The sequence below is a fragment of the Xanthomonas cucurbitae genome, assembly GCF_002939885.1.
GTDB classification, from domain to species: Bacteria; Pseudomonadota; Gammaproteobacteria; order Xanthomonadales; family Xanthomonadaceae; genus Xanthomonas; species Xanthomonas cucurbitae.
In genome coordinates this window covers 23,189-38,886 of record NZ_MDED01000026.1, presented here as the reverse complement: position 1 = coordinate 38,886, position 15,698 = coordinate 23,189, and the positions used below count along the sequence as shown (strand labels likewise).

Annotated in this window: 15 protein-coding genes; 9 read left to right on the top strand and 6 right to left on the bottom strand. The window is 67.0% G+C overall.

Annotated elements, in window-relative coordinates:
- Window positions 1–73: 73 nt before the first annotated feature.
- A complete protein-coding gene (locus XcuCFBP2542_RS14025) occupies window positions 74–1,546 on the bottom strand; it encodes an amino acid permease (RefSeq protein WP_167526868.1) in 1,473 nt (490 codons plus the stop codon).
- 176 nt (window positions 1,547–1,722) lie between these two features.
- On the opposite strand from XcuCFBP2542_RS14025, the gene XcuCFBP2542_RS14020 reads away from it, so the two are divergent.
- Entirely contained in the window at window positions 1,723–2,271 is a 549-nt protein-coding gene (locus XcuCFBP2542_RS14020) for an NUDIX hydrolase (RefSeq protein WP_104604148.1), read from the top strand.
- Window positions 2,272–2,468: 197 nt separating this feature from the next.
- On the opposite strand, the gene serA is transcribed toward XcuCFBP2542_RS14020, so the two are convergent.
- Complete coding sequence (gene serA, locus XcuCFBP2542_RS14015) at window positions 2,469–3,710, bottom strand: phosphoglycerate dehydrogenase (RefSeq protein WP_104604147.1); 1,242 nt, start codon at window positions 3,708–3,710, stop codon at window positions 2,469–2,471.
- Between the two features lie 208 nt (window positions 3,711–3,918).
- Here serA and XcuCFBP2542_RS14010 point away from each other — a divergent pair, with 208 nt between their 5' ends.
- From XcuCFBP2542_RS14010 to XcuCFBP2542_RS14000, 3 genes are read left to right on the top strand one after another with little or no spacing between them, the layout of a single operon-like run.
- Complete coding sequence (locus XcuCFBP2542_RS14010) at window positions 3,919–5,337, top strand: FAD-binding oxidoreductase (protein WP_104604146.1); 1,419 nt, start codon at window positions 3,919–3,921, stop codon at window positions 5,335–5,337.
- Between the two features lie 34 nt (window positions 5,338–5,371).
- The gene (locus XcuCFBP2542_RS14005) at window positions 5,372–5,665 is read left to right on the top strand and encodes a DUF2388 domain-containing protein (protein ID WP_104604173.1); all 294 of its coding nucleotides are present in this window, start codon (window positions 5,372–5,374) and stop codon (window positions 5,663–5,665) included.
- Window positions 5,662–7,512: a DUF7844 domain-containing protein gene (locus XcuCFBP2542_RS14000; protein ID WP_104604145.1), complete on the top strand. Its 1,851-nt coding sequence runs from the start codon at window positions 5,662–5,664 to the stop codon at window positions 7,510–7,512. The genes XcuCFBP2542_RS14005 and XcuCFBP2542_RS14000 overlap by 4 nt, the downstream gene beginning before the upstream one ends.
- Before the next feature lie 128 nt (window positions 7,513–7,640).
- Here XcuCFBP2542_RS14000 and yeiP read toward each other — a convergent pair whose 3' ends face one another.
- The 4 genes from yeiP to XcuCFBP2542_RS13980 all read right to left on the bottom strand — a co-directional run bounded on the left by yeiP (window position 7,641) and on the right by XcuCFBP2542_RS13980 (window position 11,033).
- Window positions 7,641–8,207: an elongation factor P-like protein YeiP gene (yeiP, locus tag XcuCFBP2542_RS13995; RefSeq protein WP_104604144.1), complete on the bottom strand. Its 567-nt coding sequence runs from the start codon at window positions 8,205–8,207 to the stop codon at window positions 7,641–7,643.
- A gap of 135 nt (window positions 8,208–8,342) precedes the next feature.
- A complete protein-coding gene (locus XcuCFBP2542_RS13990) occupies window positions 8,343–9,113 on the bottom strand; it encodes an SDR family oxidoreductase (RefSeq protein ID WP_104604143.1) in 771 nt (256 codons plus the stop codon).
- A 122-nt stretch (window positions 9,114–9,235) separates the two neighbouring features.
- On the bottom strand, window positions 9,236–10,132 hold the full coding sequence (locus tag XcuCFBP2542_RS13985) for a hydroxymethylglutaryl-CoA lyase (protein ID WP_104604142.1): 897 nt from the start codon (window positions 10,130–10,132) through the stop codon (window positions 9,236–9,238).
- A gap of 103 nt (window positions 10,133–10,235) precedes the next feature.
- Complete coding sequence (locus XcuCFBP2542_RS13980; protein WP_104604141.1) at window positions 10,236–11,033, bottom strand: enoyl-CoA hydratase-related protein; 798 nt, start codon at window positions 11,031–11,033, stop codon at window positions 10,236–10,238.
- Window positions 11,034–11,150: 117 nt separating this feature from the next.
- Here XcuCFBP2542_RS13980 and XcuCFBP2542_RS13975 point away from each other — a divergent pair, with 117 nt between their 5' ends.
- From XcuCFBP2542_RS13975 to dapB, 5 genes are all read left to right on the top strand, one after another.
- Window positions 11,151–11,396 carry a FeoA family protein gene (locus XcuCFBP2542_RS13975; protein WP_104604140.1) on the top strand — a complete coding sequence of 82 codons (246 nt, stop codon included), beginning with the start codon at window positions 11,151–11,153 and terminating at the stop codon, window positions 11,394–11,396.
- On the top strand, window positions 11,393–13,252 hold the full coding sequence (feoB, locus tag XcuCFBP2542_RS13970; RefSeq protein ID WP_104604139.1) for a ferrous iron transporter B: 1,860 nt from the start codon (window positions 11,393–11,395) through the stop codon (window positions 13,250–13,252). The genes XcuCFBP2542_RS13975 and feoB overlap by 4 nt, the downstream gene beginning before the upstream one ends.
- 1 nt (window position 13,253) lies before the next feature.
- The gene (locus XcuCFBP2542_RS13965) at window positions 13,254–13,508 is read left to right on the top strand and encodes a DUF6587 family protein (protein ID WP_170066991.1); all 255 of its coding nucleotides are present in this window, start codon (window positions 13,254–13,256) and stop codon (window positions 13,506–13,508) included.
- A 66-nt stretch (window positions 13,509–13,574) separates the two neighbouring features.
- Complete coding sequence (locus XcuCFBP2542_RS13960) at window positions 13,575–14,777, top strand: aminotransferase-like domain-containing protein (protein ID WP_104604138.1); 1,203 nt, start codon at window positions 13,575–13,577, stop codon at window positions 14,775–14,777.
- A gap of 161 nt (window positions 14,778–14,938) precedes the next feature.
- Complete coding sequence (gene dapB / locus XcuCFBP2542_RS13955; RefSeq protein WP_104604137.1) at window positions 14,939–15,655, top strand: 4-hydroxy-tetrahydrodipicolinate reductase; 717 nt, start codon at window positions 14,939–14,941, stop codon at window positions 15,653–15,655.
- Window positions 15,656–15,698 lie beyond the last annotated feature (43 nt).

Genomic DNA, 15,698 nt, shown 5'->3' with positions numbered 1-15,698 from the left:
GGGGTTCCGGCTTGGCGCTGCGCGCGATCGTTGAACGAGAAGACCGGCGCTGGGCGCCGGTCTTGAGAGACAGTCAGGCCCGTTTGGCCAGACGGCTGTGGTGGATGCCGTAGCCGAAATAAATGAACAGGCCGATCACCGTCCAGCCCACGAACACCTTCCAGTGTTCCTGGAAGGCCTGGAAGAACAGGAACAGGCAGGCCAATGCGCCCAGCGGGCAGATCACCATCGCCAGCGGTACCCGGAACGGGCGCGGCAAATCGGGCTTGGTGAAGCGCAGCACCATGACGCCGGCGCAGACGGTGGCAAAGGCGAGCAGGGTGCCCATCGAGACCAGTTCGCCCAGCACGTTCAACGGGATCATGCCGGCCAGCAGCGCGGCAACCACGCCGACGAAGAGTGTGCCGACGTAGGGGGTGTGGAACTTGGGGTGCACCTTGCCGAACAGCTTGGGCATCAATCCGTCCTTGGCCATGGTGTAGAAGATGCGCGGCTGCGCCATCAGCATCACCAGCACCACCGAGGACAGGCCGGCGATCGCACCGATCTCCACCGCCGTCTTGAGCCAGGTCAGCTGGGGATGCGCTTCCAGCGCGGTCGCTACCGGCTTGGCGGTGCCCAGCTGGGTGTAGGGCAGCAGCCCGGTCAGCACCGCACAGACGATGATGTAGATCACCGTGCAGATGGCCAGCGACACCAGGATGCCGATCGGCATGTTCTTCTGCGGGTCCTTGGTCTCGCCGGCCGAGGTCGAAACCGCGTCGAAACCGATGTAGGAGAAGAACACGATGGATGCCGCGCGGAACACCCCGTCCCAGCCGAACTGGCCCGGGCCGGTGTTTTGCGGGATGAAGGGGTGCCAGTTGGCCGGGTCGATATAGGAAATGCCGAAGCCGACGAACAGGCAGATCACCACCACCTTGATCGCCACCACGATGGCGTTGGCGAACGCCGATTGGGTGACGCCGACGTAGCACAGCATGCTCACCGCCGCGACGATCAGCACCGCCGGCAGGTTGATGAGGTTGCCCGAGCTGACGAAGCTGTGCCCGTCCCACGCCAGTGGCGCGCCTGCCAGTTCTGCCGGGAACGGCAGCCCGAGCGTGCCGGTCAGGAAGCTGATGAGGTAGGCCGACCAGCCGACCGCAACGCTGGAGCCGGCAAACAGATATTCCAGCACCAGGCACCAGCCGATGAACCAGGCGATGCCTTCGCCAAGGGTGGCGTATGAATACGAGTACGCGCTGCCGGAGACGGGCATCATCGCGGCGAATTCGGCGTAGCACAGGCCGGCGAAGGCGCAGGCGATGCCGGCGAAGACGAACGACAGCATCACGGCGGGGCCGGCATGGTTGGCTGCGGCCTGGCCGGTCAGCACGAAGATGCCGGCGCCGATCACCGCGCCGATGCCTAGCATGATGAGGTGCTTGGCGGTGAGGGTCCGTTGCAGCGTGACCTCGCCCTGCAGGCCGCCTTCGACCGGTTCGCCCGCATCGACGTGTCCAGCGGGTTCGATCGGTTTGACCCTCAACAGAGACTTCAGCATTCGGTACATCCCCAAGTGGCAAAGCGTCGGGCGATGGCGCCCGGAAAAGGTGTGCGCCGCGTCCCGACGGACAGGCAAGCGGCCTACCTTGCCAAAGCCGCAGGCTCACGACAAGCGCGTACGCAGCATGAATGGCGATAATGGCGGTCCGGCCCATGGGCGATCGAGCACGATAGATGGTGGATGCAACCCTGCGGCAGCAACTGGCTGCCTACCGGACGCGCTGGCCGGAGGAAGCTGCGGTGGCCGAACAGTTCGCACAGCTGCTGGACGATGCGGCAGATCCCTTCGTGCGCGCGCGTGCCGAAGGTCACTTCACCGGCTCGGCGTGGGTGGTCAGCGCCGACGGCGAGCGCACCCTGCTCACGCATCACCGCAAGCTGCAACGCTGGCTGCAGCTGGGCGGGCATGCCGATGGCGACCGCGACCTGGCCCAGGTCGCGCTCCGCGAGGCGGAGGAAGAATCTGGTTTGAGTGGCCTGCGGCTGGCGGATGCGGTTCTATTCGATCTGGACCGCCACTGGATCCCGGCACGCGGCGAGGTGGCCGGCCACTGGCATTACGATGCGCGCTACGTGGTGGTGGCAGGCGCGGACGAAGCGTTCGAAGTCAGCGCAGAATCACTGGCCCTGGCCTGGCGCCCGATTGCCGAGCTGCTTGCCGAAGGAGAGCTGGATCCGTCAATGCGGCGCATGGCGGAAAAGTGGGTGGCTCGAGGCGTGTGATGGGTGCGCCCTCATCCGCCCTGCGGGCACCTTCTCCCGCAAGCGGGAGAAGGAAACAGCGGGAGAAGGAAACAGCGGGAGAAGGAAACAGCGGGAGAAGGAAGCAAGTGGGAGATGGGTAGCCTGCACTCCCTTCTCCCGCTTGCGGGAGAAGGTGGCGCAAAGCGCCGGATGAGGGCCGCTCGTGCACCAATCGATCAATACAACACCCGCGTCCGCAAGGTCCCTTCGATCAACGCCAAGCCTTCCTTCAGCGCGATGGCCTGCGCCTCGCTGGCACTGACGTCGATCACCACGTAACCCACCTTGGGGTCGGTGCGCAGGAACTGGCCGTCGATGTTGACGTTGTGGCGCGAGAACAGTTCGTTGATCTGCGACAGCACGCCCGGCACGTTGCGGTGGATGTGCAGCAGACGCAGGCTGTCGGGGTGCTCGGGCAGGGTCACCTCCGGGAAGTTCACCGCTGACAAGGTGCTGCCGTTGTCGCTGTAGCGCACCAGCTTGGCGGCGACTTCAATGCCGATGTTGTCCTGCGCTTCCAGCGTGCTGCCGCCTACGTGCGGCGTCAGGATCACATTGTCGTGCGCGGTCAGCGGCGATTCGAACGCATCGCCATTGCCCTTGGGTTCGATCGGGAACACGTCCACCGCCGCGCCGCCGATCTGGCCGGAGGTCAGTGCCGCATCCAGCGCCGCGATGTCGATGACGGTGCCGCGCGAAGCATTAATCAGGTGCGCGCCGGGCTTCATGCGGGCGATTTCCGCCGCGCCGATCATGTCCTTGGTGGACGGCGTTTCGGGGACGTGCAGGGTCACTACGTCCGCGCGCGCCAGCAGGTCGTCCAGGTCGATGGCCGCGCGCGCGTTGCCCAGCGACAGCTTGGTTTCGATATCGTGGAAGATCACCTGCATGCCCAGCGATTCGGCCAGCACGCCGACCTGGGTGCCGATATGCCCGTAGCCGACGATGCCCAGTACCTTGCCGCGGGTTTCGTGGCTGCCGGCGGCCGACTTGGACCAACCGCCGCGGTGGCATTGCGCATTCTTCTGCGGGATGCCGCGTAGCAACAGGATGGCTTCGGCAATCACCAGTTCGGCCACGCTGCGGGTATTGGAGTAAGGCGCGTTGAACACCGGAATGCCCGCCAGCTCGGCCGCTTCCAGGTCCACCTGGTTGGTGCCGATGCAGAAGCAGCCCACCGCGATCAGCCGCTTGGCGTGCGCCAGTACCTCGGCGCTCAGCTGCGTGCGCGAGCGGATGCCGACGATGTGTGCGTCGGCGATGCGGGCGATCAATTCGTCTTCCGGCAGCGACTTGGCGTGCAATTCGATCTGCGAATAACCGGCGGCGCGGAACACCTCCACGGCGGTCGGGCTGACACCCTCCAGCAACAGCACGCGGATGTCCTGCTTGGGAAACGAGGTCTTCTTCGGCGACATGGGGGAGTGCACTGCAACAATCGGGCCGGCCACTATGCCAGATGGGGTGCGCGATGGGGCGTTCGCAACGCATGGTTCGCAGCGGCGCAGCCCTTGTGCTGCAACGGTTTCAGCTGAATCAAACACAGTGTTGGCGGCTGGCGATGTAACTGGACGCCGCTGGCGCACGCTGGCACGCTGTGCGGTTCCTACCGCTGCGCCGCGTGCCATGACCGATCCCCGCATCCTTTCGTTGCAACAGGCCGTGCCGGCGTTGCGTTTGAAGACCGAGCCGGCCGAGCTGGAACACTACGGCCGCGACTGGACGCGACGCTGGACGCCCAACCCGCTGGCCATTGCGCTGCCCGGGTCGGTGGAAGAAGTACAGGCCGTGGTGCGCTGGGCCAATGCGCAGGGCGTGGCGGTGGTGCCCTCGGGCGGCCGCACCGGGCTGTCCGGTGGTGCAGTGGCGGCCAACGGCGAGCTGGTGCTGAGCCTGGAGCGCCTGAACAAACCACTGGACTTCAACGCAGTGGATCGCACGCTCACCGTGCAGGCCGGCATGCCGCTGGAGGCGGTGCACAACGCCGCACGCGAACAGGGGTTGCTCTACCCGGTGGATTTCGCCGCGCGCGGCTCCTGCTCCATCGGCGGCAATATCGCCACCAATGCGGGCGGCATTCGCGTGATCCGCTACGGCAACACGCGCGAGTGGGTCGCCGGGCTGAAGGTGGTCACTGGCGCCGGCGAGTTGCTGCAGCTCAATAACGCACTGGTGAAAAATTCCAGCGGCTACGACTTCCGGCACCTGATGGTCGGCTCCGAGGGCACGCTGGGCATCGTGGTCGAGGCCACGCTACGGCTCACCGATCCGCCGCCGCCCAGCAATGTGATGCTGCTGGCATTGCCGTCGTTCGAGGTGCTGATGCAGGTGTTTGCCGCCTTCCGCGCGCAGCTGCGCCTGGAGGCCTTCGAATTCTTTACCGACCGTGCGCTCGAGCATGTGCTGGCGCATGGCGCGCAGGCACCGTTCGCGCAGGTGCATCCGTATTACGTGGTCACCGAATTCGCCGCCGGCGATGAGGCGCAGGAAGCGGCCGCGATGGCCGCGTTCGAGACCTGCATGGAGCAGGGCTGGGTCAGCGATGGCGTCATCAGCCAGAGCGATGCGCAGGCCGCGCAGCTGTGGCGGTTGCGCGAGGGCATCACCGAGGCGGTGGCGCGCTATACACCGTACAAGAACGATGTCTCGGTGCGGATCTCGGCAATGCCGGCGTTCCTGGCCGAAACCCAGGCCTTGCTCGGCGAGGCGTATCCGCACTTCGAAGTGGTGTGGTTCGGTCATATCGGCGACGGCAACCTGCACATCAATGTGCTCAAGCCCGATGCCACCAGCCAGGCCGAGTTCGTGGCGGCCTGCGATCAGGTGACCAAGCTGTTGGCGCAGGCGCTGCAGCGCTGCGCTGGCAGCATCTCCGCCGAACATGGCATTGGCCTGGTCAAGAAGCCCTATTTATCCAGCACGCGCTCGGCCGCGGAAATCGCGTTGATGCGCGGCGTCAAGCAGGTGCTGGACCCGCAGTTGTTGCTGAATCCAGGCAAGCTGTTCGACATGCAGGACACGCCAGGACCCGCACAGGCCGGTTAGTCTTTCCACACCTTCACACGGAAACGACATGTCGATGATGCGCTCTCTGGTGTTTTGTGCGTTGACCCTGCTGCCGCTGGCAGCGTTCGCCTCCAGCCTGGCCGGCACGTCGGCCGGTGCGTCCTCGGCCGGCTCGTCCAACAGCAGCAGCTCGGGCGATGACAAGGTGGTAGCCGATGCCCGCGAAGATGCCGCCGGCTTCGTCGCCAGCAATGGCAGCATTCGCGGCGCACGGCTGGAAGCGGCCCTGCTGCAACTGCGTGCGCGGCACGACACCGCACGCCTGGCCAGCGACATGGAACTGGCCCAGTCCATCCTGGCGCAGTGAACCGCCGCGGTCGGTGTCGATGGCTGTGGCTGGCCGCAGTCATCGCACCGGCGGCCTACGCCGAATCGCCGGCAACGCCGGCGCTACAGATCCGCTTGGCAGCGGCGCCGTTGAGCGCGGCCGAGCGCGATGCCAGTGCGCAGTTGGTGGGGCAGGTGATAAAGCATCTGCCCGCGCGTTGGGCGCAGCGTGTGGCGATGCCGATCCAACTGCAGTGGCGCGACGATCTGCCGGCGCGCGTGCACGGCCGCGCGATCGGCCAGCGTGTCCTGCTCGATCGCGCCTTGTTGCAGGCCTGGAGCGCGCAGCCGGCAAGCGCGCGCGCCGATGTGGCAATGCCGGCAACGCGTGCGGCGATGGCGGCGCTGGTGCACGAGCTGGCGCATGTGCTGGATCGTGGCAACGGCAGTGCCTTGTCACGCGATCCCCGGTTGCGCGACCTGGCCGGTTGGCAGGTGCGGCCCTGGCGTATCGGGCGCGGCGCCAACCAGTTCAGCGACCGCAGCCCCGACAACTACGAGCGGCGTAGCTCGGCCGAGTTCGTCGCGGTCAATCTTGAGCATTTCGTACTGGACCCGGAGTACGCCTGCCGGCGTCCTGCACTGGCGGCTTGGTTTGCGCAGCAGCTGGGTCCGCCGCAGGACACTGCCTCGTGTATGCCGGCGCTGCCGTATCTGCAGGCCGACAACGATGCCGGTGCGATGTCGTTGCTGATGCTGGACCCGGCGCGCGTGTATGCCGTGGACTACCTGCTCGCCGAAGGCAACGACCAGCCGATGAGCCGCTGGGGCCATAGCATGCTGCGGCTGGTGATCTGCGCGCCCGGGCGTGCGCCCGGGCCGGCATGCCGGCTGGATCTGCAGTACCACCGCGTGCTGTCGTTCCGCGCCTTCGTCGGCGATGTGCAGATTTCCAGCTGGCGCGGGCTCACCGGCTCGTATCCGTCGCGACTGTTCGTGTTGCCGCTGAATCAGGTGGTGGACGAGTACACCCAGGTGGAATTACGCGCCTTGTCCTCGGTGCCGCTGGCGCTGACGCCCGGCGAGATCGCCGCGCTGCTCGCGCGCGCCGCGCAGGTGCACTGGAGCTACGACGGGCGCTACTACTTCGTCAGCAACAACTGCGCGGTGGAAACCTACAAGCTGCTGCACGACGGCGTACCGCGCCTGGCCGCCGCCGGCCTGTCCTCGATCACCCCGCGCGGCGTGCGCCAGCGCCTGCAACGCGCGGGCATCGCCGACATGGCCGTGCTGGACGACCGCGCGCAGGCCACGCGCCAGGGCTATTACTTCGAATCGGCGGCCACGCATTACCAGGCCATGTTCGATGTACTCCGGCATGGCCTGCCGGTACCGCAGACCAGCGTGGCGCAATGGCTGGAGACGGAGCCACAGGCGCGCGCGCAGTGGTTCGATCGCGGCGGCCTGCGCGAAACTGCGGCGGCCTTGTTGCTGGAACAGGCCGCGTTACGGCGCCAGGAATTGCTGGCGCGCGATGCCATCAAGCACCTGCTGCGTCCGGGCGCGGCCGGGCTGGACGCCGTGCAGGCGCAGCTGCAACAGCTGTTCGCCCGCCAGGCGCAGCTCAGCCATCCGGCGGCCTTGCTGGACGGGGAGGGGTACGGGTTGCCGCAGCCGAGCGAACGCGATCACCTGGTCACGCAGGTGGCGCAGTCCAGCGCCGGGCTGGCCGATGGCTGGAAGCAATTGCAGCAGCGGGGGCGGCAGCAGTTGCCGCCGCCGCTGCGCGAGCGGCTGATGCAAGGCGAGGCCAATGTGCAGCGGCTGCAGGCGCGGCTACGCGAACTGGCGCGACCGGTGCAGGCGTCTTCGGCCGCCGCGTCGTAGGTGCTTGGCGTGCGCCAGGCACGCGGCGTCACGGTGGTACGGCGTCCACCAAGTCCGGCGCGTCGGCACCGGATTGGCGGTGCAGTCAGCCAGCAGCCCCGGTGACAGGGCTGCCTTCAGATGCCACCTCAGTCGGCGCGACCGGCGAATTCACCGGTTGTGGTATTGACCAACACGCGTTCGCCGTTGCCGATGTACTCGGGCACCATGATTTCCATGCCGGTGTTGAGCTTGGCCGGCTTCGGGCGCTTGGTAGCGGTGCCGCCTTTGAGCTCGGGCGGGGTTTCCACCACTTCCAGGGTGACCGTCTGCGGCAGTTGCACGGCCACCGGCTGGTCGTCGATCACCTGCACGTAGATGCCGGTGAGGCCATCGGTGATGTAGCCGGCATCGTTGCCGATCACGTCCGCGTCCAGCGTATAGGGGGTGAAGTCTTCGTCGTCCATGAACACGAATGCTTCGCCGTCCTTGTAGGAGAACGTGGACTGACGGCGCAGCAGCTCGACGTCCGGCAGGTTGTCGTCGGCATCGAAGCTGGCATCCAGCTTGGCGCCGCCGGGCACGCTGTACATGATGAAGCGGAAGCGCACGTTGCCGCCGCGCCCCTGCGGCGAGCTGCGCTCGATGTCGCGGATCTGGTAAATGCCGCCGTTGTATTCGACGACGTTGCCTTTCTTGATGTCGTTGGCTTTCATGGGAATCGGGAGTAGGGAATGGGGAATGGGGAATGGGGAATGGGGAATCGAAAAAGCCGGGGCCGGGGTGCTGAGAGTAGGGCGTCGTTGCGATTCCCCATTCCCGATTCCCGATTCCCGATTCCCGATTCCCGGCTACTTGGGCGCCAATCGCACGCCGCCGTCCAGGCGGATCACTTCGCCGTTGAGATAGCGATTGCGCAGGAGGAAGGCGACGGTGTCGGCGTATTCCTCGGGCTGGCCCAGGCGCGACGGGAACGGGATCGCGGCCGACAGCGATTGCTGCAGCGCTTCGGGCATGCCGTCCACCATCGGGGTCCAGAACACGCCAGGGGCGATGGTCATCACGCGGATGCCGAAACGCGCCAGCTCGCGTGCCATCGGCAGGGTCATGCTGACCACGCCGCCCTTGCTGGCGGCATATGCGGCCTGGCCGATCTGCCCCTCGAAGGCGGCGACCGAGGCGGTGTGTATGATGAGCCCGCGCTCGCCGTCGTCGCCGGCCGCATTGTGTTGCATGACATCGGCCGCAGCCTTGGCGACATTGAAGCTGCCAACCAGGTTGACCAGCACGGTGTTGCGGAAGGTCGCCAGCGGCATCGGCGCGTCCTTGCCCAGGACGCGGCCAGCGCCCAGGATGCCGGCACAATTGACTACCAGGTTGAGCCCGCCCAGCGCCTGCGCGGCCTGGGCGATGTTGGCCGACACCTGTGCCTCGTCGGTGACGTCGGTGGCGAAGTAATGCGCGTTGCCTGCGCCCAGCAACGCCAGCGCGGCGTCGGCCTTGTCGGCATTGACATCGAACAGCGCCACCTGGCCGCCGTCGGCCACGATGCGTTGTGCCACGGCCAGGCCCAGGCCGGAGACGCCGCCAGTGATCGCGGCAAGGACAGAGGTTGGCTGCATGGAAGGATTCCCGGAAAGAAGCGTTGCAGGCCAATGCAGATCGGCGCGCGAACGGGTGGGTGCGTGGCCGGCAATTCTATCCGAAGCCTTCGCGCGATCGTGGTGGTAACGCTGGCGACCCCTCAGGCGGCCGTCGCCAGCGCCTTGCCGGTCTTGCTGCCGCTCTCGCGGCCCAGCAGTTGCGCCAGCCAGCGGCCGGTGCGGGCCAGGGCGGGCAGGTCGATGCCGGTGGACATGCCCAGGCCATGCAGCAGGTACACCACGTCTTCGCTGGCGACATTGCCGCTGGCCCCCTTGGCGTACGGGCAACCGCCGGCGCCGGAAACCGCCGCATCGACCACGCGCACGCCTTGGTCGAGACAGGCGGCGATATTGGCCAGCGCCTGGCCGTAGGTATCGTGGAAATGCACCGCCAGGGCCTGCATCGGCACCTGCTGCGCCACGGCGGCCAGCATCTGCTGCGCCTTGCGCGGCGTGCCGACCCCGATGGTGTCGCCCAGCGAGATTTCATAGCAGCCCAGCGCATGCAGCCGTTGCGCGACATCTACCACGTCGGCCAACGGCACCTCCCCCTGGTACGGGCAGCCGAGCACGGTGGAGACATAGCCGCGTACGCGCACGCCGTCGATGGCGGCCTGCTCCAGGATCGGGCGAAAGCGCTCGATCGATTCGTCGATGCCGGCATTGGTATTGGTGCGGTTGAATGCCTCCGACGCTGCAGTGAACACCGCCACCTCGCGCGCCCCAGCCGCCTGTGCACGCACATAGCCCTGCAGGTTCGGCACCAGCACCGGATAGGCAATGCCCGGCGCTTGCGTGATACCGGCGAACACCTCGGCGGCGTCGGCCAGTTGCGGTACCCAGCGTGGGCTGACGAAACTGGTGGCTTCGATGCTGCGCAGGCCGGTGGCCGACAACTGATCGATCAAGGCGATCTTGTCGGCGGTGGCGATCGGCTGGGTCTCGTTCTGCAGTCCATCGCGTGGACCCACCTCGACGATGCGGACGAAGTCGCTCATGCCGCCGCTGTCCTGGGCGCGGCGGCTAGCGCAGCGCGGCACTCGATGCCGATGCCGACGGGCGCCGCCGTGCCGCCGCCGATATCGCAGCAGGCAAGCAGCGTCATGCCACGTTCTCCGGTACCCAGGCCGGGGTGCGCTTGCCGAGAAACGCGCCCAGACCCTCCTGGCCCTCGGGCGATACCCGCAGGCGGGCGATCCAGGCCGCGTTGGCCGCATCGATGGCGTCGCGATCAGCGGGCGGCATGACCGAGCGCACCAAGGCCTTGGCAGTGCTGGCGGCCAGCGGTGCGGCCGCCAGCAGCAGGCGGATCTGGCGTTCCACTGCCGTGTCCAGTTGATCGGACGCCACCAACTGATGCAGCAGGCCCAGCAGTTGTGCGGTGCCGGCATCGAAGATTTCGGCGGTGGCGAACCAGCGCCGCGCCTGGCGCGCGCCGATGGCGGCGACGACATACGGCGAGATCACCGCCGGCAGCAGCCCCAGCTTGCTCTCGGTCAGGCCGAAGCGCGCCTCGGTGCAGCCGATGGCGATATCGCAGCAGGCCACCAGCCCCACGCCGCCACCGAAGGCGGCGCCATTGACGCGGGCGATGGTGGGCTTGGGCAGTTCGTCCAAGGTGCGCATCAGCCGCGCAAGCGCCGATGCATCGGCGGCATTGTCCGCCTCGCTGGCAGTGGCCATGCCACGCATCCAGTTCAGGTCTGCACCTGCGGAAAATGCATCGCCGGCACCGGTCAGCACCACCACGCGGATCTGCGCTGCACGGCCGGCCTGTTGCAAGGCCTCGGTGAGGGCGGCGATCAAGGTCGCGTCGAAGGCGTTGTGCACCATGGGGCGGTGCAGGCGCAGGGTGCGAACCGGTCCGTGGTCCTCGACGATCAAGCCAGTGTCCTGCATTGCGATAGACGTCCATGAATGAGATGCGAACCATGATAGCGGTACGGCCCGTCTCGGCCATGATGCAGTGCGTCGATGCTAGAATTGAGAACCATTCCTAATCACCAGGCCGTCTTTGTGACGTTGTCCGACATGCCCCTGCATCGCGTGGCCATCGTGGATTCGGTAGAGGATCGTCTTCCCAACGACACCATTGCACGGCGGCTGCGCGAGCTGGGCTTCGTGGCGGGCGAAGAGGTCACCGTGCTGGCCACCGGGCCGGTGGGTCGTGAGCCATTGCTGGTGCAGGTTGGCTATACGCGTTTTGCGCTGCGGCGCAGTGAAGCCGCCCGCGTGCAGGTGCGTCAAGAGGTGTCGGCATGAGCGTCGCTGCCGTGCCCTTGCGCCTGGCCCTGGTGGGTAATCCCAACAGCGGCAAGACCGCGCTGTTCAATCAGCTGACCGGCAGTCGGCAGAAAGTGGCCAATTACACCGGCGTCACCGTCGAGCGCAAGGAAGGGCACTTCCGTGCGCCCTCCGGCCGTGACTTCGCGGTGCTGGACCTGCCCGGTGCCTACAGCCTGCAGCCGGCCAGCCTGGACGAGGCGATCACCCGCGACCTGTGCCGCGGCTTCTATCCCGGCGAACCGGCACCGGACGTGCTGGTGTGCGTGATGGATGCCACCAATCTGCGCCTGCACCTGCGCTTTGCGCTGGAGCTGCGCGAACTGGGCCGGCCGATGCTCGTGGCGTTGAACATGGTCGATGCCGCACAGCGACGCGGCATCGTCATCGACCTGCCGGCGCTGGAACAGGCGCTGGGCGTGCCGGTGGTGGAAACCGTGGCAGTGCGGCGCGGTGGCGCCAAGACCCTGGTGGAACGGCTCGATTCGCAGGCGGCCAGCCTGGCCGCACCAACCGCGACGCCACCGGCGGACGGTAATTATCACGCGCAGGTGCGGCAGATCCTGAGCGCGGCGGTGACCATGCCGACGCGCACGGCGCGGGTGGACGACGCGCTGGACCGCTGGCTGTTGCATCCCATCTGGGGGCTGGTGACGCTGGCGGTGGTGATGTTCCTGATCTTCCAGGCGGTGTATGCCTGGGCCACCCCGGTGATGGACCTGATCGATGCCGGCACCGCTGCGCTGGGTGAGTGGGTGGGGACCAGCTTTCCCGAAGGCCCGCTCAACAGCCTGCTCAAGGACGGCATCATCGCCGGCCTGGGTGGGGTCATCATCTTCCTGCCGCAGATCCTGATCCTGTTCGCCTTCATCCTGGCGCTGGAAGAGTCTGGCTACCTGCCGCGTGCGGCCTTCCTGCTTGATCGCATGATGGCGGCGGCCGGCTTGTCCGGGCGCTCGTTCATTCCGTTGCTGTCGAGTTTTGCGTGTGCGGTGCCGGGCATCATGTCCACCCGCAGCATCCAGGACCCACGCGACCGGCTCGCCACCATCATGGTCGCGCCATTGATGACGTGTTCGGCGCGCCTGCCGGTGTATGCGCTGCTGATCGGCGCCTTCATTCCGCAAAAGACGGTATGGGGCATCTTCAACCAGCAGGGGCTGGTGTTGTTCGGCTTGTACGCTGCGGCCATCGTCAGTGCGCTGCTGGTGTCGTGGATGATGAAGAAGTGGCGCCGCGACAAGAGCGAACACCCGTTGATGCTGGAGCTGCCGTCCTATCGCGTGCCGCAGCTGCGCGACCTGGCGCTGGGGTTATGGGAGCGCGCGTGGATCTTCCTCAAGCGCGTGGGCGGCATCATCCTTGCGCTGACCATTCTATTGTGGTTCCTGCTCTCGTTCCCGGCGGCGCCCGCCAATGCCACCTTGCCGGCGATCGACTACAGCTTCGCCGGCCGCATCGGCCATGCGATGGCGGTGTTCTTTGCACCGCTGGGCTTCAACTGGCAGATCTGCATCGCGCTGATTCCTGGCCTTGCTGCGCGCGAAGTGGCGGTAGCCTCGCTGGCCACGGTGTACGCGCTGTCGGCCGCCGATGACGATGCGGCGGCGCAGGCGCTGTCGCCACTCATCAGCGATGGTTGGTCGCTGGCCACCGCGCTGTCGCTGCTGGTCTGGTACATCTACGCGCCGATGTGCATCTCTACGCTGGCCACGATCAAACGCGAAACCAACTCGTGGAAGCAGATGACCATCAGCGCGGTCTACCTGTTCGCGCTGGCCTACCTGGCCTCGCTGGTGACCTACCAGTTGGCGGTCGCGCTCGGGGCTGGCTGAGATGGACCTGTCGCTCACCCTGCAGTATGTGGTCATCGCCGTCGCGGTGCTGCTGAGCGTGTGGGTGGTGATGAACAAGCAGTTCCCCGGCGGCTTGCGACGGCTGCGCGGCGCGCTTGCGCTGGTGCTGCTGCGCGATGGGCGGCCAGCCTGGATGCGGGCGCTTGGCCGTCGCGTGGCGCCGCCGGCCACCCAGGCGGGCGCGTCCTGTGGCGGCTGCGACAGTTGCGGCCCGACGCCACCGCGCAGGCACTGACGCACGCTGGCCCGGCGCCACGCAGTGCACACCCCGTCCGCCGCAGCGGTTGGTTATGCTAGCGCCATGACCACTTCCTTCCAGATCTCCCGACGTGCGCAGGCGCTGACCAGTTCGGCGATTCGCGAAATCCTCAAGGTGACCGAGCGCCCGGAGGTCATTTCCTTCGCCGGTGGTCTGCCATCGCCGGCCACGTTTCCGGTGGAGCGCATGCGCGCGGCCAGCGACCAGGTATTGCGCGATGCGCCGCAGGCCGCGCTGCAATACGGCCCGACCGAAGGCTATGCGCCGCTGCGCGAATGGGTGGCTGCGCGGCTGAGCCGCGATGGCGCCAGCATCCGGCCCAGTCAGGTGCTGATCACCACTGGCTCGCAACAGGGCCTGGACCTGCTGGGCAAGGTGTTCATCGACGAAGGCAGCAAGGTGCTGGTGGAAACGCCGAGCTATCTCGGCGCGCTGCAGGCGTTTTCGCTGTTCCAGCCCGGCTTCGTCGGCATGCCCTCCGACGAAGAGGGTGTGGTGGTGGAGGCGCTGGATCCGGCGCTGCTGGCCGATGCACGGTTTCTGTATTGCCTGCCCAATTTCCAGAATCCCACCGGCCGCCGTCTGCCGCTGGCCCGACGCCAGGCGCTGGTGGAACGTGCGGCGCAGGCGGGCGTACCGATCGTCGAAGACGATCCCTATGGCGAGCTGTATTACAGCGGGGAGCCGCTGCCCAGCCTGTTGTCGATGAACCCCGACGGCGTCATCTACATGGGCTCGTTTTCCAAGGTGCTCGCGCCCGGCCTGCGGCTGGGGTACGTGGTGGCGCCGGAAGCGGTGCTGGGCAAGTTGATCCAGGCCAAGCAGGCGGCTGATCTGCATACCCCGTCGTTCACCCAGCGCGTGGTGTACCAGACCCTGCAGGACGATTTTCTCGATACCCACATCCCGCAGATTCGCGCGCTGTATGCACGCCAGTGCAGCCTGATGCTGGAAGCGCTGGACCGGCATTTTCCCGCACAGGTGCGATGGAACCGCCCCGAAGGCGGAATGTTCCTGTGGGTCAGCCTGCCGCCGGGGCTGGACGGCACAGTGCTGCTGGCACGGGCGATCGCACGCAACGTGGCCTTCGTGCCCGGCGCGCCGTTCTTCGCCACCTTGCCGCAGGCCAATACCTTGCGGTTGTCGTTCGTGACGGTGCCGGGCGAGAGGATCGATACCGGCATCCACGTGTTGGGCGAGGTGCTGCGCGAGGCACTGGCCGAGTTGCCAGCGCAGGGCCAATGACGGCATCGACAACCGCGCGTCCACCGGCGGCCGGCGTGACGCGCGATTTCACCCGCATCGATACGCACAGTGCCATCGGTGCATACCTCAAGCTTTGACCATTCCCGATTCCCGATTCCCGGCACCTTGTACAACTCCCGCAGCCTCGCTAGCCTGCGGGCATGACAAGTTCCTCTGTAAAAGTGTTGATCCACGGCGCCTCCGGGCGGATGGGCAAGGCCTTGCTGCGCCTGGCGGCTGAAGACGAGGCCGTGCAGGTCGTCGGTGCGGTGGTGGGGCGCTCGCCAGCGCAGCGGGTGGTGGACGGCGTACCGTTCTTCGCCGCCAGCGAGCTGGGCGGCGCGCCGGCCTTCGATGTGGCGATCGATTTCAGCCTGCCGCAGGGCTTTGCACCGATCCTGGCGCTGTGCGCGCAGCGCGGCAAACCGCTGGTGTCCGGCACCACCGGGCTGGACGAGGCGCAGCGGTCGGCATTGCTGGAAGCGGCGCAAAGGATCCCGCTGGTGTGGGCGTCCAACTTCAGCCTGGGCGTGGCGGTACTCACCGAGCTGGTCGAGCGCGCCGCCGGCACCTTGCCGGGCTGGGATTGCGACATCGTCGAAGCGCATCACGTGCACAAGCAGGACGCGCCTTCGGGGACCGCATTGACCCTGGGCGAGGCCGCCACCGGCAGCGGTGCGCAGCCGCGCTTTGCCAGCCTGCGTGCCGGCGATATCGTCGGTGAGCACATGGTGCAGTTCACCGGGCTGGGCGAGCGGGTGGAGCTGGTGCATCGCGCCACCAACCGCGACATCTTCGCGCGCGGCGCCCTGCACGCGGCCAAGCGCCTGATCGGCCGGCCCGCCGGCAGTTACCGGGTGCGCGACCTGGTGTTGTAAACGCAGCGCAATCGCACGTGAACGGGTGCGGCCTGCCGCAGCC